This is a genomic window from Paenibacillus sp. PsM32 (genome assembly GCF_030433815.1).
GTDB classification, from domain to species: Bacteria; Bacillota; Bacilli; order Paenibacillales; family Paenibacillaceae; genus Saccharibacillus; species Saccharibacillus kyungheensis.
Map to the genome: position 1 here is coordinate 142,348 of NZ_JARUWY010000009.1, position 20,773 is coordinate 163,120.

A 20,773-nucleotide genomic window follows, 5' to 3' on the forward strand; every position below is an offset into this window, starting at 1 on the left:
AAAGATGTGTATATCACAGCACATACCTTTTGGCTTTTATTTGGAAAAGGATTGTTTATTTCGCAGGTTGAGCAATCTCTGCTTCAAGTGATCCTGGATACGTAGCATCAGCGAATTTGTAAATAAATACTTTCGCATACGCATTGTCTCCGATATCATCAAAGCTTACTTTAGTCGCTACACCTTCAAAATCTTTGGTCGCACGCACAGCATCACGTACCGCATCACGAGCTGGTGCTTCTGTACCTGAACCCATCGCTGTTTTGATCGCTTCTAACATGACACTCATCGAATCATACGCATAGACAGAATAACCTTCTGGATTTTTACCAAATGCTTCTTTGTAACGAGCTGTCCATTCTTGTCCGTCCGGTAATTTGCTAATATCTCCAGCCACCGAACTGTACAATGCTCCTTTTACATCAGCTCCAGCAATATCGACCAGACCGGAAGAATCAAGCGCATCTCCTCCCATAATCGGAGCTGTAATTCCTTTATCACGAGCTTGCTTAATCAATAGACCTGCTTCAGCATACAGTCCACCGAAGAAAATAAAATCAGGCTTTTGCGTAGCTGCAATATTCAGTACACCGTTGAAATCTTTTTCACCAACAGTGATTCCTTCATAGCCAGAAATCGTAGCTCCTTGGGCTTGAGCGGCATCACGAAAAGCTTCCGCCAATCCCTGACCGTAAGCTGTTTTGTCTTGTATAATAAAAATATTTTTGGCTCCTGCTGTTTTTATAGCATATTCAGCCGCTGCTGGACCTTGAAAATCATCACGTGCAACGACACGATTAACTACTTTGAGTTTGCGATCGGTTAATTCTGTAGCTGTACTTGCAGGGGAGATCATCGGGATGTTGTATTTTTCGTAGACAACAGAGGAAGGAATAGATACGCCGGAGTTCAGATGCCCAATCACGCCTAATACTTGTTGATCAGCACCGATCAATTCAGCATTGGCTACACCTTTTTTGGGATCACCTTGATCGTCATAAGGAACCAATTCGAGTGAATATCCTAATTTGGTAAACTCTTCTTTGTGATCTTCCATCGACATCTGTGCACCTAGCTTAATCGCTTCACCTTGAATAGAACTACCACCGGATAATGGAGATTGAGTAGCAATTTTAATCACTTTACCACCTGTACTTGCTGTAGAACCTCCACTTGCGCCAGAAGAAGACGTAGCTCCATTTCCACACCCTGCCAGTAATCCTGTAATCAATGCTGCGATCATTAATCCACTCCACTTGCTTCTCATCATAATCCCCCTTTAATAATGTCAACTTTAGTAACACATTAAATTAACTATATTTCCTATTTCTTACATCAGTATAACGATATCCATTATATTATTCAATTAGAATTTATATCTTCTAATTCCAAATAATATAATATTTAAATATTATTAACTGATTAACATTCATTATACTGTGAAAATTTAGGTTATCAATACTATTTTTATTCATTTTAAAAGTTTTTATAATTATTTACTGATATTTTATAATACACGTTCTCTATTTTTAATATGTTAGGTATATATTATTTACCTTTTTATTTTATCTTCTATGTAATATTTACATATTATTAATGTTACTTTATATAACATTAATTCATAATAAAAAAGCCAGAACTTACGCTTATCTTCTTCTTAGCGGAAGATAAACAAAGTTCTGGCTTGGTTACCACTATACCTGTAAATAACATCTGTATATAGCGTCTTGATGATCTACGATATAGCGATCTGTTCATTGGTACAACCGAGACCACGTAAAATATACTGCGTCAATTCTTCTAACTGATCATTCTCTACAGAACGCTGAATATCTAGCAATGTGACGACGGTTAATGACTTGACATCATTACTGCTAAATAAAATACTGCCCATCACTTGCAAAGAAGTATGATTCAACGACCGAAAATAAAAAGTTCCTTGCTGTAGACCATTTTCCAAATAATGACGAAGTAATTGCCATACCGGAAGAGTGTACTTTTGAATAATATCGATTCGCTGAGAATGCAGGGTGAATTCTTGATGTATAATGTCTGAAATCTCTGGATCACATTTGCAAAAATGATACATCTCTTCAATCAACCGCTTCATTCCCTGAATCGGATCGACTTCTTCACGACGAATATGTTCTGCAAATAAGGGAATCGGAATAAATTCTTTTAACATCGCTTCAAATAATGACTCTTTGCCACCATAATAATATGAAACTAACGAAATATTCGCATTCGCTTCTTTGCAGATTTCTCGTACTGACGTCGCTTCAAACCCTTTTGTGGCTGCTAGTTTTTTGGTTGCTTGCAAAATACGCATTTTAACATGGTCTTCATTTTTATCCACCACGTTCACTTCCCTGCCTTTGATTGCTATCGCTAGAAATCATCCGTATCTCCATGATGCGGAATAGTAATCTTTTCCAGCCATACTGTCTTTATCATATCATCAAGACTCGGCTATCGCTACCAGTGGAGAGACAGGCAGTTTGTCTTTGCGTAGTGCAGTGGCAATTCCAATAATAAGAAGAGCAACAATCATAATACATACCAGTGCTAGGCAATCTTTGCCTACACCTGTACCGCCGAACAATAGATTCATTAACCCTTGTACAGCATAAGTCGCTGGAAACGCCGACCCAATCCACTGGTAAAAGTCTGGTAGCAATTCACGTGGCATCATCGCTCCTGACGAAACCAATTGTACAGACAGTATCAAAATATTAAATAGCATGCCTGCCATATCGAATACAAATAAAAACATCTGTGCAACTAACATAAAGGTTAACAGGAATAATGCTTGAAAGCCCCACAATGCCATAAATCCATGCCCTAACTGTCCTCCGAATAATGCCACCAGTGAAGTCCCTACCAGTGATACAACAATCGATGCACCTGCTGTCACTAGCAAACGAACAGACATGCGTGACCAGCGTCCGAACCGACTTGCCAGTGCTTTGGACGAAATCTGGAAGTTCTGTCCCATAATCATCGCACCGACATAGGAAGCCAGAATCATCATCATCGGCACCATCTGATTATTCATCCCTTGTACGGGATTGACCGATTGAATATCAGACACCACCCGCTGAGACATCATTGTCGCCGCCGTCTGTGCTTGTTGTTCTGGAAGTTGTCCTGCAAATACACCTTTTAGTCCACTTTCCACAGCGACTTTATTAACATTAGCAGTAACTTTATCTGCAATCGAAGTCATCATATTTTTGATCATAACTGGATTGGATTCATTGATAAAATAATGCAATTGGGCAGGATTCTGAGACTGTACAGTCGTTGCAAAATCTGCTGGAATCTCAATAATCATCTGTATATCACGTTCTTGCAATTGTTGTTGAGCTTGAGCTAACGTCATCCCTGTGCGAACACCTACAGGTAACGAAGATTGCAGACTGGTAATCAACTGTTCTCCGTATACTTTATCTTCATTAACAATAGCTACATTCAAGTGATCTAACCGTTCCGTAATTCCTTGATAACCGGTCATCCACACAATGGTAAAAATAAGCTGAAATAAAATCGCTGTCGCAATCCCTACTTTGGTCGTAGGCAACTTCATAAACGCTGCAAAAATAGATTTCATAGTTCCTCCTGTATCGGCTATCGCTACCGTATCCTTGATTTTACCAAATTCAAACAATCGTTTTAAACGACTGTTTGATTAATATAATGATTGAAAACGATTACTGTCAAACTTTATTTTAAATTTTACATATAGTGGTCTGTAAAACAACAAAAAAGCACCCGTTATGTTAACGAGTGCTTGAGTGATTTAATCTATTTCTTGCCTCCATATTTTTTCAGAAAAAAACCAACCACTTATTCCTAACAAACTAACTATAATACCTAATATGCTAAATACACTTGAAGGATCGGTATACTGAATCCATAAACCTCCTAGTAAAGGTGCAATGACCATCGTAATACTAGATAACATATTTTCAATTCCAAATACTCGTCCAGTCATAGTAGAAGATGTTTCTTTTTGCAAAATATAAGTATAAATAGGTATAAATAATCCGTTTCCTACCCCTAGTAATAGTCCACAAAAAATAACGATAAGAGTAACAATATCTCCCGAAGTAACCAATCCCATACCTAATATACCTGCACCAATAATAATATACGCTCCGCCTAAATTCTTACCGTAATAGATATATTTTTGTTTACGTTTATAACTCATTGTAATTAAAGCACCTAATCCTGCTGCTGTAATCATCCATCCTAATAAATAAGGACGATCAGGAGCAATCACACGAAATAAAGATGCGAATTGAAAATCAACCATTTGAATTACAAGCATTCCGCAAAAACCAAATAATAAAGTAGCTAACAGTAAGCTTTGCTTCTTTACAAAAAACCAACCTTCTACTAATGCTTGCCATGTATTTTCATTTAATTTGCTATCCGAATTAGGTTTGTTAGAAGTAGCGTCTGCTACAGTTTTTAAAGAAATATTCGTTTTTAAGATTGATAATAATAATAAAAATGATCCTAACCGCATCACCATATTAACTACAATACACACACTAAATGAAGTCATACTTAGTATCATGCCACCAATCAATGGACCTACTAATTTGGAAGATTGCTTCACTATTCCATTCCATGAAGAAGCCTGTAACAATTGTTCTTCTTTTACTATTCTTCGAGTTAGAGACTGTTGCGCTGGAATTTGAACAACAGCTAGCAATGAGCGTATTCCCAATAAGAGAAGTAAGACATAATAATTGGAGATTAATAAAAGTAGACTCGTTAATACTAAAATCGATATATCGCTAATAAGCATAAGTTTGACTTGGGAATAACGATCTGCCCATACTCCTGCCCATGAACCAAAGAAAATACCAGGTAATGCCATAACAACTGGAATCCATGCTAATTGCAAAGGAGTGACCTGCCAATAATAAACAACCATAATCTGAATTGCAATAACATCAAACCAATCCCCTAAAGATGAAGAAGAATACGCCATTAACATTTTTCGGAAAATACGATGATGTAGCAATGAAGTAGAAGATTGAGATACTACACTCAATATAGATAACACCCCTCTAATGAATAAGATACTTCTTATCCTATAGAGGAATTGTCAGAAGAATATCAGACGGCTCCCAAAGCTTGAAAAATCATCTGTTTAATCTTATAGGCATGGGAAGAATGGCTATACCGAATACAAGCTTGTTCATATGCACGATTATATTTTTGCGTAACCGAATGTTCAGGTAAATGCTTGCTTAATAGATGACTAATCTGTCGTAGACTTCCAATATATAGCTCAAGATGATTAGATACATATAGAATCTCCAAACCTTGATCTATAGCTATAGTACCTTCATAAAATTGATCAGATTGTCTTAATAACATCCAGATTCCTTTAATACATTCATAACGTCCTACTTCACGAAGATATGGCTTATGATTCAACATATGATTTAAGAGATTCATTTCAGTTTCTATATAAAGATCAGAGGTATTTACATCTACTATAGATAATAATACCTTTACAAGCTGTACTGCTAATTCAAAACTTTCCATTTTCTGATCTTTTACAATGCAATAAGTTTCTTCTAGTTGTTTCCAAGCACGTTCCCATTGCTCTGTCTCAATATACAAATCAACAATATTCAAAATTTTTATTTCTAATTGTTGGTCAGCAGACAAAATATGTGCATCTAATACTTTTTCCCAAAGTTCTAATGTTGGATTAATATCTTGCTGTAGAGTACTATGTAGCAACAATAACCAGTATACTTTGTCATTGATAGAAAATGATTGATCTTCTATAAACCAATCCAAATCATACAAAATAAACTTTAAATACATATGATAGAAAGGTTCTATTTCAAAACCTAATACTTGCTGTTGAGCAGCTAAAGTCATTAATGATTTCCCTTTACCTAATAGATGGTATCTTTTAAGTAAGCCTGTCATATGTTCTTGAATTTCTTGATCTGCTATAGGAAAATTTGGTAAAAGCCGTTGTTCTTGAATTGTTAAACTATATCCATAACCATGAATGGTATGAATCTGCACATCATGCCATACTTTTAACTTTTTACGTAATCGATAAATATGATCATCGACTGTTCGATCTGTAGGATATTCCATCTTCCATACCTGATCTAATAATTGCTCTCGATGAAAGGACTGATTACGATATGTATAGAGAAATTGTAACAGAGCAAATTCTTTTGCAAGCAAAGAAATACAATCTCCTTTATGACAGACATTATAGGTAGATGGGTCAAAATCTAAAGACATCTCTTTTCCTCATTTCTGTATCTACGATAGCATCATGAATGGGTTGATTATGTGCCCGACAAATTATCTTTTACTGTAAATGATTACTGTTCTCCCTTCAATACCTCTATCATTAATTCCCCACCTAATCGAAATCCATATGTAAATGAACCTGCACGATCCATACTGTTCAACTGGTAATACAAGTCCCACATAGATTCAAGCTCCAACCATTCTTCAGGAGAAAGCTTCACTTTCCACTCTGCCATTTTAGCCGATATTTGTTCGCTGATTTGTGTATATTCTTCGTTGTGAGATACTGCTTTCTCATCTGGACGCAAGTTGCCATAGTATATACTTTCTAACAGACTGCTCATGATTTTGTATCCTTTCTGTGGTTAATGATATCACTTCAATGTGATTGACTGAATACATTATAATCATCATATACTACAGAGTGAGCTAACCTAGTGATTTATGCGAAAGTTGCATAATATAAAATATCCTAAATAAAAAATTGTTCTATCTTTAGAAGTAGAATTATTTTTACACTATTATGTAAGTCTTGTTTGGCATGATAGTTTTAAAAGTTTATATTGTATGTTATTGATTACTGTATATAAGTTAGATATCTATACCTAATCACAAAAAAGAGCTACCATCGCATAATGATGGTAACTCTTTCTTCTATTTACTTCTTTCTTAATTCAACGCCGCAAAAGTCTCGACCAACGCTTCATTCACATCCACATGCGTATATCCCAAATCTCTTGCCACCGCCGCATACGTCATTCGACCTGCCGCTGTGTTCACTCCTAATTTCAAAGCAGGATTACTTTCAAGCGCTACTCTCAATCCTTGATTTGCAATCTGTGCTACATAAGGCAATGTTGCATTCGTCAATGCCATCGTCGATGTTCTTGGTACCGCACCCGGCATATTCGCCACAGCGTAATGGACAACACCATGCTTCACATACGTCGGTTCGTTATGTGTCGTAATCCGGTCAATCGTCTCGACAATTCCGCCCTGATCGATCGCTACATCGACAATGACAGAGTTCGGCGACATGGATTGTACCATCGCTTCGGTGACTAATTTGGGCGCTTTGGCTCCCGGAATCAATACAGCTCCGATCACTAGATCCGAAGCGGCTACCGCTTCTGCGATATTGTAAGGATTGGAGATTAACGTCTGGATCGATGAGCCAAAGATATCTTCTAACTGACGCAACCGATCTGGGTTCAAGTCCATAATCGTTACATCTGCTCCCAGTCCGACTGCGGTTTTGGCAGCATTCGTTCCGACTACGCCACCACCGATAATAGTCACTTTTCCTTTTTTTACACCCGGTACACCACTGAGCAAGATACCTTTACCTCCATGAGGACTTTCAAGGAACTGTGCACCGATCTGACTTGCCATACGTCCAGCGACTTCGCTCATTGGAGTCAATAATGGTAACGTCCGGTTCACTTCTACTGTCTCGTAAGCGATCCCAATGACTTTATGCTCAATGAGAGCAGCAGCCAGCTTCGGTTCTGCGGCGAGATGGAGATAAGTGAATAGAATTAAACCTTCACGAAAATACACATATTCGGATGGCAATGGTTCTTTTACTTTTAACACCATCTCTGCGGTACTCCACACTTGAGACGCTTCGACCAGAATCTGTGCTCCTGCTTGTTCGTAGACACTATCTGTGAATCCACTACCTGCACCAGCGCCAGATTGGATATAGACCTCATGCCCTGCTCCGCTTAATGTAGCCACACCTGCTGGTGTAATCGCTACCCGATTTTCGTTATTTTTAATTTCTGTCGGGACTCCAATTCTCATGCCAGTTCCTCCTTTAAGGTACGTTCTTGCTCTACGTCATCATTATAGGATAGATAAAATGTCATGTAATCGTCTAATTCCCCAAATTTGAAGGTTTTTATTTGTGTAAAAATACAAAAGGTTATCTAAATATGTCATATAATCTAACTCATTAACTCATATCAATTTATAAATAGAATATTTCATCAATAAATTTCACACCAAAGAGAAGCTTTATACTACATATATACCCTTATTCTGATTCTTCTAATAGTAAAAGCTTAATTTCCAGATACAATGTTACTTTTTGCGCCATATTGTTCAGATCGATCTGTCCGACTTCGGCTATTCGTTTAAGCCGATAATTCAGTGTATTGGTATGCACATGCAGTTGCCCGGCAGCTAATTTGGCATCGCTGTTATGATCGAGAAATACAGCTAACGTATGCAGTAAATGACTGTGATGCTCTTGATCGTACGCCGCAAGCTTGTCCAGTGGAGACGTATACGCCGGGAATTGTACAGCTTCTTGCTTCATTGCATAGAGATACCGGTAAAATCCTGCTTGTGGATAATACAAAATAGAATTCGTTTCAGGCAATCGGTGATGTAACATCAATAGATATTGTGCTTCGGTATAGCTACGACTGATCGCTAATACAGAGGACACTACACTCCCTGCTCCATATTCAATAGGAGATGAAGGTAGTAACGTAGATAATCGATTCACCAGAGGAACAATCGTGTGTTCGACAGGTGCGACTGAAGAGGCTGTTTTGGCAGTACTGCATAATAGAATCAACCGATGTGGCTCTCGCAAATGAAGCACAATTCGCACAGCATACTCGGTAGCGGCTTGTATGGCTTTGTCTAACCAATCGTTGTTATCATGATTGCCGTCTTGTTCAATCATTAGAATGTACGAATAAGCAGGCATTTGTATACCTACTTCACGAGCTTGTGCTAGCGCATCTTGTTCCGAAGTAAACCGACCTTTTAATAAACGGTTAAAAAAATCAATACTTTGTTTACGCTTTTGCATCTGGATCATTTTGGATGCAGCTAGAGTAGCACTGTATTTTAATTGCTGGATTTGCTCACTGGTGAAAGAACCTTTATTTTCAAGCAACCAGATATAGCCGAGCACTTCATCGTAATGCCGAATCGCGATTGCCATCCGGTTATTTAATCCCACTTGGCTCATGCCCTCTACATGCACAGGTTCCCATGTATCTAGCAATTGTTGCATCGCTCCCGATTCATACAGTGCACGCACTACATCTTCAGGCACTTTGCGTCCGACAATGGTAGCGATGCGCGCAGGATCGCTATTCGGATCATGCGAACTGTAGGCTAGCAGGCGGTGTTCTGCATCTTCTATCGTTACAGGTGTCTCCATGACTTCACTTATTTTTTCGACTAATGTTTGTAAATTATCGATATCCATTTCGTTAATTTTGGGGATCATATCGCACCACCTGTAATAAGCAATTTTACCCGTTCAATACATTATAGGCTTTATTGAATATACTGTTTTTTTCTGGAATTTACAATTATGGATAATCAACTTGGTGTTAATTATGAAAAAAACCTGTCGATCATAATCAACCACATCAAGAGTGGCAGATCGATCAACAGGTTGATTACAAAAATCATATATTCAGATCATACATTCTATACGTACAGATAGGATATCATCTTAGATCAGATATAAGCTATCTCAAGCCATTGGACTGCAAAGAACATAACATCATATCGAATATGCTTGAAGAAAGTTCGACATCAGCTATTTTGCTTGGCAAACATCACTTTTTCCTTACAGTAGAAAAATGTAATAGCAAAAGTCGCACTTATAGTGTCCAGATGTGAACTTTAATCAAATTCCGCTTCCGCTTCGATATCTTTAAGCCATTTGCGATTCAGTGAACGGCGATATAACCAGACTGCTACCAAGCCTGCGATAAATGTAAGAATCATTCGTACTGGATCACCTGCACTTGCAAGAGGTAACCACAGTAGCAATGTTATCCATATCTGTGTCTGTGTGATTAATTTGACCGTTTCCAGACGTTGCGATTCAGGAGGAATCGGATAGATTGATAACCAGAGTGTATCGGTATGTTGCTTACGCAAACTGGTCATTTGCATCCCTGCTAATAAAATAAATAGCAGATATACCACAATGCCGAACCACGACTCACGAGTAATCAATACAAATACAATACCGATCACCACAAATCGAATCAAGATCGGTAGCAACTCTCCACGAACCAATGTTTTGGAAACGAGAAAACGAAACGCTTTGGCAGGTATCCAGGGTACACGATTACCGACAAAAGATAACCAGCGGCGATGACTGACTTTGCGTTCGCCATTCGGTACATCGACAAACCAACCGAGCATACGCATTACGCCTGCGGCATGATTTCTTTCTGTCGCAATCAATCGTTCCCACGGCACAGAAGCTTTACCGGGAATACGCAACAGCACGATATAGACAAGAGCAATTACAACGACTGCAATAAGAGCAGTCATCAGTGGCAACCAGAGGAATGCCGCTAGTAACCCAATAATCAATACATAGCGCAATAGACGATAACCGACACGAGCAGCGGCTGTATTCATCCGTAATTCTTGCCAGCTTCCGTAACTACCGAGTAACTTGGCAATAATCAGCACAATCACAAGTAGACTTAACGACTTGGCATTCATATCTGCACGTACGTAAAATGGAAAAGCAACCAGTGCTAGAATCAACAACCAGATCATTTTCCCAATCACACTACTACGCCAAGCCGGAGCAAAGTATTCACGCATACGCACTTCGAGTGGCAACATAAATACAATATCGGCTGTTCGCATATACGTACGCACACTGCCATAGATCGATAAGGGTGTGAATAAAATCAGTAATATCCAATGTACAGGCAGACCTTGAGGTACATTTTGCAAAAAGGTCGTATACCATGCTGCAAATACAATGAGCAGAAAAAAAGTGACGATTGCGAGTCCGCTTTGCATCACATAGCGTAGATAAGGAAGCACTTCTCCCCAAAAAGCTTGTTGCCTCTGCTGACGTAACTTGAGCAGATCATTCATAATTACAGCCCATCCTGAACCAGATCATAGAAAATCTGTTCGAGTGGTACGTTCTGCTGACCCGTCTGCTCACGAATCTGCTCCAATGTCCCTTGAATAATAACTTTTCCTTTGTGCAACACAATAAATCGATCACAATAATTTTCGATCGTCGACAAAATGTGTGAACTTAGCAATATCGATGATCCACTTTCTTTGGTCTGTACCATAAAATCAAGCAACGACCGAATACCGAGCGGATCAAGCCCTAGAAATGGCTCATCGATTACATACAATGGAGGAGCGGCTACAAAAGCACTCATGATCATTACTTTCTGCTTCATCCCTTTGGATAAGTGCATCGACAGGCTATCTTCTTTGTCACCCATATTGAATAGCTTGATCAAATGAGCGGAACGTTGTTCATAATCTGCTTGACTCACATTATAAGCACGTGCGGTAAATTCCAGATGTTCCCGCACTGTCATTTCTTCATACAATTGCGGAGATTCCGGTACAAAAGCAAGTGAAGCCCGATATTGTTCAGTTTCTTCTGCCAGTGTAGATCCTTGAATCCGAATCTCCCCTTGTTGCGGAGTCATTAATCCCAAAATATGCTTCATGGTTGTGCTTTTTCCTGCACCATTCAGACCAATCAGTCCAATCATCTCACCGCGACCGACTTCAAAGCTGATATCATGCAGGACAGGCTTACCACGACTGTATCCACCACTGAGGTGATCCACGTTAAGTATAGCTACCTGTTCCATTATTGTTACCTCACTTTTCGTCTTGAGATGCAGCCCGTTTTTCTTTTAACCATTTCGGTGCACCTTTACTTTTGGTATCTACTTTTGGTTTGCGTTTCTTTTTATCTGTTTTCGGATTCACTTTAGCCGCAGGTGACGCTGTTCTTGGCTTGAACTCACGTTCTGTCGGACGAGTTGAATCTGGATTACTTTTTACAGAAGATTCTGTATTCACATCAGATTTGACCGTTGAGCGTGTTTCTGATGATACTTTTTCTTTTTTGACAGATGGTGTAGATGCAGGGCGAGAAGAACGAGCTGCCGCCGCTTCTGCACGTGAAGCACGATATGATTCTTCACGTTCTTGTTGTTGCTCCAGTGTCAGGACTGCTCCACCTTTTAATACATGTTCTTGCAAATCAATATGCAAAGCATCGGCAAATTTACGCATAATAAACCGTTCACGTTCGGTAATAATCGAAGCGGCTACGCCTTTTTTGCCCATACGTCCTGTACGTCCACTGCGATGTACATAATGATCAGTATCAAAGGCTGGATCAAGACTTACCACCAGATTCAATCCTTCAATATCCAGTCCACGTGCAGCTACATCGGAAGCGACAAGCACTTTGATTTTGCCTTCTCTAAATTGAGACAATACGGTACTACGTGTTACTTTGTTTGCATCACCATACAATACACGCGCAGATAGACCCAGATGGTTCAGCTTTGCTTCCACTTCTGCAATATCGTTCGTATCGTTGACGAATACGAGTGAACGTGGAGAGTTATAATGGCGTAATACACGACGTAGAATTTCTAATTTATCCCGTTCTTCGGCTACAAAATATACATGTTCAATCCCTGACGATGTACGGGTATCCGGTTCGATCCCAATCTCTAACAAGTCGTTCATTTCACGATTCGCCAGTGTCAAAATCTCTTCATTCACTGTAGCGGATAAAAAGACCAGTTGACGATCTTTGCGTGTGCTACGAATAATCTTCTTCACATCGCCGCCACCACCAAGTCCGATCACTTGATCCACTTCATCGACAATCAGTGTATTCACAAGGTGCATTTTGAGCTTACGCAGATTGATCAATTCACTAATTCGTCCAGGAGTTCCGACTACAATCTGTGGATGACGTTTTAACTTTTCAATCTGGCGCTTCATCGCTGCTCCACCGATCAGACCCAGTGTCATAATTCCACGTTCTGCGCCATAACGCTCACTTTCACGTACGATCTGCATCGCTAGCTCCTGTGTAGGTGCTAAGATCATCGCTTGTAATTGCTTGCGCTCTGGATCGACTTGTTGCAATACAGGCAATAAATACGCTAGCGTTTTACCGCTACCTGTTTGCGATTGAGCGATAGCGTCTTTTCCTTCGAGCAAATGAGGAATAGCCTCTGCTTGCACCGGAGAAGGCTCCGTAATCCCATAACGTTCTAGTACATCATTTAACCATTCATTGATGCCCAGTCCGAGAAAATTCACTTTTGATTCCATACATTTCATCCTTTCAAGCCCTTGAATCATTTTATAAGTACAAACTATTCAACACTTGTTTATATTCTAATACATGAGTAAACAGACAGAGTACAACACTCTACTATTATATGCGAAAACAGGGACTACACCAAATATAATCATACCGCACCAAAAACCGGTTCAATTCGAACCGGCTGGATCATTGTATAAAGCGTAATATCTCTTTATTTTCGATCAAATAAACGATACGTTAACCGATCAATAAATCGTGGAAAAAGTCCGTACAGACGCATACCTGGAATCGCAATACGTGGCAAATCCAGTTCTTCTTTGCGCTTTTCCATCACCTTAACAATATCACGTGCCACTTTATCAGGAGTCATCATAAATTGACTTACATTTTTAACATAATCTCCTGAAGGATCAGCACGATCAAAAAAGGCGGTGGCAATTGGCCCCGGATTAATCGAAGAAATTTTGATATTGGTTTCTCTCAACTCTTGTCGTAATGCATTGGTAAATCCAAGGACTGCATGCTTGGTTGCTGTATACGATGTCGATTTGGCAGTTGGAAACTTACCTGCGAGTGAAGCGATATTAACGATCTGCCCTGTTCCGGCGGTCAACATATGTGGAAGAACAGCCTGCGTACAACGGACAATGCCTAAATAATTGACGTCGATCATCATTTTATAATCTTCGATAGGCATTTCGGTAATCGTTTTAAATTGTCCGTAACCAGCGTTATTTAGCAAAATATCAATTTTACCGTATTGCTGGATCACTTGATCCACTACACGCTTCACATCTTCATCTTGTTGTACATCCATACGAATCACTTGATGCTCGCCTTTTAACTGTCTGGATAATGTAGCTAGTTTATCTTCAGAACGTGCAGTCAAAATCGGAATTGCTCCTTTTTCTACTAATAAGGATGCTACTCCTGCTCCAAGTCCGCTAGAAGCTCCTGTGATCAGAACGACTTTATTCGTCAGTTTTACCATAGTATCGCAGTAATCATACTGCATTCCTCCCTTTTGTACCTACCCGAAAATGAATTCTGATTTATCTACAACATATAGATTGATATATTTGCCTATACATTTACAGATTGCCTGTTACTTCTATGCCGTCAGCATTCTGTACATGTGTACTGATCCATGTTTTGAATTGTTGCCAGAATACTGCCAGCTCTGAATCTTCTACTTGCTGTTGATCCAGTTCTTCTAATACAGCAATCCATATTTCTTTACCGATCGGATTATCCCAACAAGGATCTAATCCATTCATCGTCTCCATCGTATATGGATTGGTTAACGGAAAATGCTTATCCAACAGTGGACGGATATAATCAAAATCCTCATTATATATAAACAACATTTCTTGTAATGAAATGTCTTGTTGATCGTCTTCGATAAGAAAAGGCGATAATGTAAAACCTATATTTCTTTTCGGCCCTTGATAACGGTAGATCAGTACAGGGATCGAATCTTTCGATTTATTTGTCATTGGCGTCCTCCTGTATCTATTGCCAGCACACGTATCTATAAAATTCTTTTTCATTATACTTTGATAGGTCTGAACTGCCAAATAAACTCTTTTGTTCACGCTTTTCTTATAGGAAATTATTTCCTCAACATCAAGAAAACATGTTATATTTTATTCAGTTACTTGGTTACTTTTAACTCAGAATTCATTATGGCGTTTGTAGTGCCAAATGCTTGGTGTAAGATATTTTGCTTTGCAAAAATCATTTTTCATTTCACTAGAAGAAATCGCGTTTATGTTGCCAAACGCTTGATGTAAGATATTTTGCTTTGCAAAAATCATTATTCATTCTACTAGAAGAAGTCGCGCTTTTACTGCCAAGCGCTTGATAAGGAGGATTATGATGTATTGTAACCATTGTGGGGCAAATCAGCCGGATAATGCTGTTTTTTGTAGTCAGTGTGGAGCTAAACTTCAGACACCAACAGAACCGTCACCTGATACACAGGAAATCCCTAACGAACAGCCTCCTGTAGATATTCTGGATCAACTTCGTTCAGATTCGTCTTCAGTTCATGCTGATTCGCAGTCTAGTGATACAGAACATATTCATTCTGTAACATCTGCATCATCGACTTCATCTTCAGGAGCACCACCTCAACCCCCTGCTTCTCCTTTACGTCATCTAACATGGATCATACCAACGGTATTATTACTTGGTATAGCAGGTACTTTATTTTGGTGGTATCAGCATCAACAAGATATCAATCAACAAGTCACCCAGTTACATCAAGAAGCAAGTACGCTTGCTCTTAAAGGACAGTATGAACCTGCTCTGACCAAGCTTACCCAAGCCACTACTTTACGCCCGACCTATACAGTATTAAATACAGATCAACGTATGATTGAGACCGCGAATCGTATCCATACCAAATTAACAACCGTTTCTTCCAAGCTCAAGTTAAATCAGCTAGAACCTGCGGAACAATCATTGACCACCCTGCAAAAAGCTTTAGATGCTCGCAAAGAACCGATATTTGATCAAGAAAAAACGTTAGCCAATCGCAATCAAGATCTGCTGGCTGTTCTTCAAGTGAAAAAAGAATTAGACCAATTGGATACGATTGATGCACTCGCTTATAAGCTTGATGAAGTAGATCGACTAAATAATCAGGAAGCTAAAGAAGTTCATCAATTGATTATTAATAAGATTATAACGATTAGTATGAAAAATGCCGAAAAGCTTCTCCAACAAAATGATTTTAGCCAGGCTACAGAAGCTGTCAAATCCGGGCTACAGTACTCTAGCAAAGATGAAAAATTACTATCGCTACAAAAACGGATCACTTCTGAAAAAGAAGCCTTCGAACTTGCTGAAAAACAGCGCATCGAACGAGCTATTCAACAAGCCGAAGAAGAAGATTTAAAAAACCGAACAGCTGGTGTTGAATTATCGAATCTTGATGTACAGCTTAATGAATATGGTGATATCGAAATTTACGGTGAAGTCAAAAATGTAGCTACCAAGCCTATTTATTCGATCACTGTTTATTATTCCGGTTATGATGCCGCTGGTAATTATCTATTTTCTTCTTCCGCATCTGTCGAACCTTATGATCTGGCGATCGGAGCTACAGGATCTTACAGTGCGTATGAATATGATTGGTATGAAGAAGTGACGATACAGATTGATAATATTACATGGTATCTGGATTAAGGAGGAGCCTATATGAATAAATCATGGATAGTAAGCAGTATTGCCAGCGTAGTCATTGTTGCAGCAGGTATAGGTTCCTTTATGTATATCAATCGTACCGTTCCTGCTCAATTACCGAATAAACCTTTAGTCGCAACGGTCACAACCAAAGCTACCCAAGCTTCGAAAGGGAATCCAGCTTTAAAAGATGTTATTTTTAATACTCAGAAAAAAGTAGTCATGATTGAGTTAGATGATGGATCTCTTGGATCAGGGTTTCTTTATAACAAACAAGGCGATATTATTACCAATGCCCATGTTGTCGCAGGAGCACTGAACGTCAAAGTGAAAACAGCCGATGCCCGTACGCTAGATGGCAAAGTGATCGGTATAGGTACTGATATGGATATCGCTGTAGTTAGAGTTCCAAAGCTAGCTGACACAGAACCTTTAGCATTAGCGCAAAATAGTAATGCCGATGTAGGCGATAATGTATTAGCTCTCGGTAGCCCGCTTGGCTTACAAAATACGATCACCACGGGCATTATTAGTGGAGTGGGGCGTGATTTTACGATAGATCCTTATGTCTATACCAATCTTTATCAGATCAGCGCACCTATTGCTCCGGGGAATAGCGGTGGGCCACTCATTCATGCCGATACTGGCGAAGTGTTAGGTATTAATTCAGCGATGGCAAGCGAATCGAATACAATTGGCTTCAGTATTCCTGTATCCGAGATTCAAGAAACGGTACAGAAATGGTCAAAGAATCCGGGTAAAGATTTACCTAAAACCTCCAAGCCAGCTACCGATACCGTATCCGATGCACCTTCTGTGCAAGATGATGCTCAGTATATTGTCAACTACTTTTATGAAAGTTTAAGTATGCAAGATTATGTTACCGCATACTCTCTGCTGGGGAGTCGCTGGCAAAGCAATCTGTCTTATGCCGATTTCCGTCAAGGCTATATTCAGACAGGCGAAGTCTCGATTGATTCGATTATTGCTAGCAAAGATGGAGATCAAGTTAAAGTAACCGTTGAGATTACAGCCGAAGAACGCAAAGATTCAGGAACAGTATATAGCTCGTATAAGCTTGATTATGTATTAGGCTATGAGAATGATATTCTGAAAATATTAAGCGGTGAAGGTAAAAAATTGACCTCTTAACTTTATGCTTGGTTCTGCTCATCCTGTATGAATATACAACAAAACCTCTTTTACCTTTACGCTCAGGTAGAAGAGGTTTTATTGTACTCTTTGGAAGTATACAGATGGTTTTGCCGATTAAGAGATCATTACTTGAATATCGAGTTCTCCGATTCCATCCATTAACAAAGGAATTGTTAATGCTTTGGCGGACACAAATCCAGTCATGGCACTAGTCTTCATTACCTTTGGAGGTGTAATGTCTACTGTAACGCCCTGGTTGGATAAAATGGTACTTGCATTACCACTAATCATATTGCCTAATTCTGAGATAGCACTTTGACTCATTTCGTCCATCTCTGTAATCACAAAGCCACCCATCATTGCTGAAACCATACGCAACGCTACTGCTTCTTCAATACCAAACATAATATCTCCGCTCATTTGTCCGGTCATTCCGATCTGAATCCAGATATAACCGTCAACTAGCTCGATATCTTTAATGCCCAGGCTTCCTGTGGAAGGAGCCACTTGTACTACTTGTCCAATAACGAGTCGCGCAGCTTCCAAAAATGGATTGATTACTTCCGCTTTCATAATTCGTTTACTCCCCTTTACGATTGGGTTCATATTTAAATACAACTTTTGACCTATGATATTATGGATATTATACCTTATAACCTAGTTCAAATCATCTAGAATCATTGATGTATCTTCCATTTTTTAATTTTTTTTGCAAATCTACTGTTGATAATCTTAAAAATCGACATTTACTGGTAAATTTGTTGCTCTTTTTTCTAAATCTTAGGTCTTTTTAACTGTCTTTACTTATTATCGGTCGCAAGCACTGAATTATGTACATTTTATGTTAATAGATTTTAAAGATTTCTTCCTGCATTGATGCTTTTTGTGTAATCCCCTATAATTTAGATAGGTATCGATTGTTGAATACTTTATCTTCTATGCAAGTATTTAACAATTTGGCATACATAAGGAGGAACTCATGAATATCAGTCAATTGGAAACCTTATTGACCATTTCGCGGACAATGAGCTTCCGTAAAGCAGGAGAACTACTAAATCTAACTCAGCCTGCAGTCTCTGCTCAGATTAAAAGTCTGGAAGATGAATTTAAAACGGTACTGGTGGATCGTAACCAACCCGTTACGTTAACCGATCAGGGTGTTGTTTTTTTAGAGCATGCTGAGCAGATGTTAGCGATTGTTGAGCAATTAAAGCAACGGTTATCTGATCTGGATGAGACGCCTCAAGGACGCATTACGCTGGGTACGCCGACTTCTATAGCGATTCAGATTTTACCGAGAGTACTTTCTTATTTCCAAGATCAATTTCCACTGATTCAAACGATGATTCATTCAATGTCATCTTCACAGGTCTATCATAGTGTAGAAAATGGGCTGGTCGATGTCGGAATCAGTTATCTGATTGAACGCAATCCGAATTTAAATACCTCTATTTTATATTATGATATGTTTGAGTTAGTCGTTTCTCCACAGCATCCTTTAGCTCGTACCAAAAAAGCCAATATTCAAGATTTGCAACATCTGCCTCTTATTATGTTATCTCCGGATACGGTAGGTCGCCGATTTGTAGATGAAGTATTCAAAGAACATCATATTGAACCTCAGATTGTGATGGAATTGTCCAGTAGTGAAGAAGTCAAACGAATGGTCGAGATTGATCTAGGGGTAGCGATTATTTCGAGACAATCGATCACAAGTGAATTACGCCACGGTACACTGGTGATGATTCCTATGCCTGAATTTGAGGTAAGTCATCCTGTAGGTCTGATTTATAAATCAGGCAGGTATCTGAACTCGGCTATGCGTCAATTTTTAGACGATCTCAAAGGTATGCCTGCTGATCAATTTATTAGCACTGAATAATGGCTAAAAAGTTGATAAAGAACTAATACTTATCTTGCCAAGCACTTATTGTCACGTAATTTGGCTGTGCATCTATTATATTTGATTTACTATAAGAAGTTGCGCTGATCTAACCAGGCGCTTAAGGAGCGATTGTTATGAAATTCGATCTTCATACCCATCATTATCGTTGTGGACATGCGGATGGTGATATCCGCGATTATATAGAAGCTGCGATTGCTGCTGATATTCAAGTGATCGGCATTTCAGATCATACTCCGTTTTTCAGCAGTGACCTCGATCAAGCTTTTCCCAAGATAGCCATGGGTAAAAGCGAGCTTCAACATTATGTACATGAAGTATTAGAGCTCAAAAAAGAATACGACGGCAAAATCGATGTTTTGCTTGGTATCGAATCAGATTATTTTCCGGATCATGCCAAGCTATATCATGAAACGTTGTCTCAATATCCTTTTGATTATATTATCGGTTCTGTTCATTACAGTAGCGGTTATAGTATTTTTGATCGTTCACGCTGGAAAGGCATGAATACAGCAGATCAGATTGCGACCAAAGAAGAATACTTCCGCATGATCGCTGAATCTGCTCGTAGCGGGATGTTCCAGATTCTCGGACATATTGATGCTATCAAAAGTAATTATCCTGATTTCACTCAAATTGAGGCTCCACAAGCGATAGACCGTACATTACAAGTTATTGCGGAGTGTGGCGTAGCGATTGAAGTCAATACCTCGGGTAAGATTAAAGTCTGCGGACTATGGCATCCTGTAGATGAAATTCTTGAACGTGCTCATCATTTCGGTGTAGACATTTCATTTGGTTCCGATTCTCATATTCCACAACGAGTTGGCGATGATTTCGATAAAGTCGCTCAAAAGTTACGTGATATCGGCTTTACAGAATGGGTCTACTATAAGCAAAAACAACGTCAAGCTGTTGCCCTGTAAATCATTTGTAGTGATAGGTACTTGTACTATCATTTAGAGAAGATGTACTGTATTGCAATTGAATACTCTCGGTGAATATACAAATAGATATACCATATGGCTCTAACCTTTGACTGTCTAGCTCTTCGTTATTGGAGTGGTTTACAGGCATAAAGGTTAGAGTTTTTGTATTTGCTA

Annotated in this window: 18 protein-coding genes; 4 read left to right on the forward strand and 14 right to left on the reverse strand. The window is 39.1% G+C overall.

Going from position 1 to position 20,773, the window contains the following annotated elements; genetic code table 11:
* Positions 1-55: 55 nt before the first annotated feature.
* The 13 genes from QCD85_RS17165 to QCD85_RS17225 form a co-directional block, all read right to left on the reverse strand.
* Positions 56-1,267 (reverse strand): branched-chain amino acid ABC transporter substrate-binding protein, encoded by a 1,212-nt coding sequence (locus tag QCD85_RS17165; RefSeq protein ID WP_273613461.1) that lies wholly within the window; start codon positions 1,265-1,267, stop codon positions 56-58.
* Positions 1,268-1,735: 468 nt separating this feature from the next.
* Positions 1,736-2,356 (reverse strand): TetR/AcrR family transcriptional regulator, encoded by a 621-nt coding sequence (locus QCD85_RS17170; protein WP_301263331.1) that lies wholly within the window; start codon positions 2,354-2,356, stop codon positions 1,736-1,738.
* A 102-nt stretch (positions 2,357-2,458) separates the two neighbouring features.
* Positions 2,459-3,610: a YhgE/Pip domain-containing protein gene (locus QCD85_RS17175; RefSeq protein ID WP_301263332.1), complete on the reverse strand. Its 1,152-nt coding sequence runs from the start codon at positions 3,608-3,610 to the stop codon at positions 2,459-2,461.
* Between the two features lie 189 nt (positions 3,611-3,799).
* Complete coding sequence (locus QCD85_RS17180; RefSeq protein WP_301263333.1) at positions 3,800-5,065, reverse strand: MFS transporter; 1,266 nt, start codon at positions 5,063-5,065, stop codon at positions 3,800-3,802.
* Between the two features lie 65 nt (positions 5,066-5,130).
* Positions 5,131-6,291 carry a winged helix-turn-helix domain-containing protein gene (locus QCD85_RS17185; protein WP_301263334.1) on the reverse strand — a complete coding sequence of 387 codons (1,161 nt, stop codon included), beginning with the start codon at positions 6,289-6,291 and terminating at the stop codon, positions 5,131-5,133.
* A gap of 83 nt (positions 6,292-6,374) precedes the next feature.
* Entirely contained in the window at positions 6,375-6,647 is a 273-nt protein-coding gene (locus QCD85_RS17190; protein WP_301263335.1) for a DUF6809 family protein, read from the reverse strand.
* 325 nt (positions 6,648-6,972) lie between these two features.
* Positions 6,973-8,109, reverse strand: a complete 1,137-nt coding sequence (ald, locus tag QCD85_RS17195) for an alanine dehydrogenase (RefSeq protein WP_301263336.1) — start codon at positions 8,107-8,109, stop codon at positions 6,973-6,975.
* Between the two features lie 232 nt (positions 8,110-8,341).
* The gene (locus QCD85_RS17200; protein WP_301263337.1) at positions 8,342-9,556 is read right to left on the reverse strand and encodes a PucR family transcriptional regulator; all 1,215 of its coding nucleotides are present in this window, start codon (positions 9,554-9,556) and stop codon (positions 8,342-8,344) included.
* Between the two features lie 404 nt (positions 9,557-9,960).
* Positions 9,961-11,187 carry an ABC transporter permease gene (locus QCD85_RS17205; protein WP_301263338.1) on the reverse strand — a complete coding sequence of 409 codons (1,227 nt, stop codon included), beginning with the start codon at positions 11,185-11,187 and terminating at the stop codon, positions 9,961-9,963.
* A 2-nt stretch (positions 11,188-11,189) separates the two neighbouring features.
* Positions 11,190-11,936, reverse strand: coding sequence for an ABC transporter ATP-binding protein (locus QCD85_RS17210; RefSeq protein WP_273613469.1), 747 nt, complete (start codon positions 11,934-11,936; stop codon positions 11,190-11,192).
* Positions 11,937-11,946: 10 nt separating this feature from the next.
* Positions 11,947-13,428, reverse strand: a complete 1,482-nt coding sequence (locus QCD85_RS17215; protein WP_301263339.1) for a DEAD/DEAH box helicase — start codon at positions 13,426-13,428, stop codon at positions 11,947-11,949.
* Positions 13,429-13,634: 206 nt separating this feature from the next.
* The gene (locus QCD85_RS17220) at positions 13,635-14,414 is read right to left on the reverse strand and encodes an SDR family NAD(P)-dependent oxidoreductase (RefSeq protein ID WP_301263384.1); all 780 of its coding nucleotides are present in this window, start codon (positions 14,412-14,414) and stop codon (positions 13,635-13,637) included.
* A gap of 100 nt (positions 14,415-14,514) precedes the next feature.
* Complete coding sequence (locus QCD85_RS17225; RefSeq protein ID WP_301263340.1) at positions 14,515-14,919, reverse strand: hypothetical protein; 405 nt, start codon at positions 14,917-14,919, stop codon at positions 14,515-14,517.
* A gap of 382 nt (positions 14,920-15,301) precedes the next feature.
* Between QCD85_RS17225 and QCD85_RS17230 the strand changes: the two genes are divergently transcribed.
* Together QCD85_RS17230 and QCD85_RS17235 are read left to right on the forward strand one after the other, a co-directional pair.
* Complete coding sequence (locus QCD85_RS17230; protein WP_301263341.1) at positions 15,302-16,615, forward strand: zinc-ribbon domain-containing protein; 1,314 nt, start codon at positions 15,302-15,304, stop codon at positions 16,613-16,615.
* 12 nt (positions 16,616-16,627) lie between these two features.
* The gene (locus QCD85_RS17235) at positions 16,628-17,764 is read left to right on the forward strand and encodes a S1C family serine protease (RefSeq protein WP_301263342.1); all 1,137 of its coding nucleotides are present in this window, start codon (positions 16,628-16,630) and stop codon (positions 17,762-17,764) included.
* A gap of 117 nt (positions 17,765-17,881) precedes the next feature.
* On the opposite strand, the gene QCD85_RS17240 is transcribed toward QCD85_RS17235, so the two are convergent.
* Positions 17,882-18,340 carry a chemotaxis protein CheX gene (locus QCD85_RS17240; protein ID WP_204826789.1) on the reverse strand — a complete coding sequence of 153 codons (459 nt, stop codon included), beginning with the start codon at positions 18,338-18,340 and terminating at the stop codon, positions 17,882-17,884.
* 406 nt (positions 18,341-18,746) lie between these two features.
* Here QCD85_RS17240 and QCD85_RS17245 point away from each other — a divergent pair, with 406 nt between their 5' ends.
* Complete coding sequence (locus QCD85_RS17245) at positions 18,747-19,649, forward strand: LysR family transcriptional regulator (protein ID WP_273613474.1); 903 nt, start codon at positions 18,747-18,749, stop codon at positions 19,647-19,649.
* Between the two features lie 137 nt (positions 19,650-19,786).
* Positions 19,787-20,596, forward strand: a complete 810-nt coding sequence (locus QCD85_RS17250) for a histidinol-phosphatase (protein WP_301263343.1) — start codon at positions 19,787-19,789, stop codon at positions 20,594-20,596.
* The last annotated feature ends 177 nt before the right edge of the window (positions 20,597-20,773 follow it).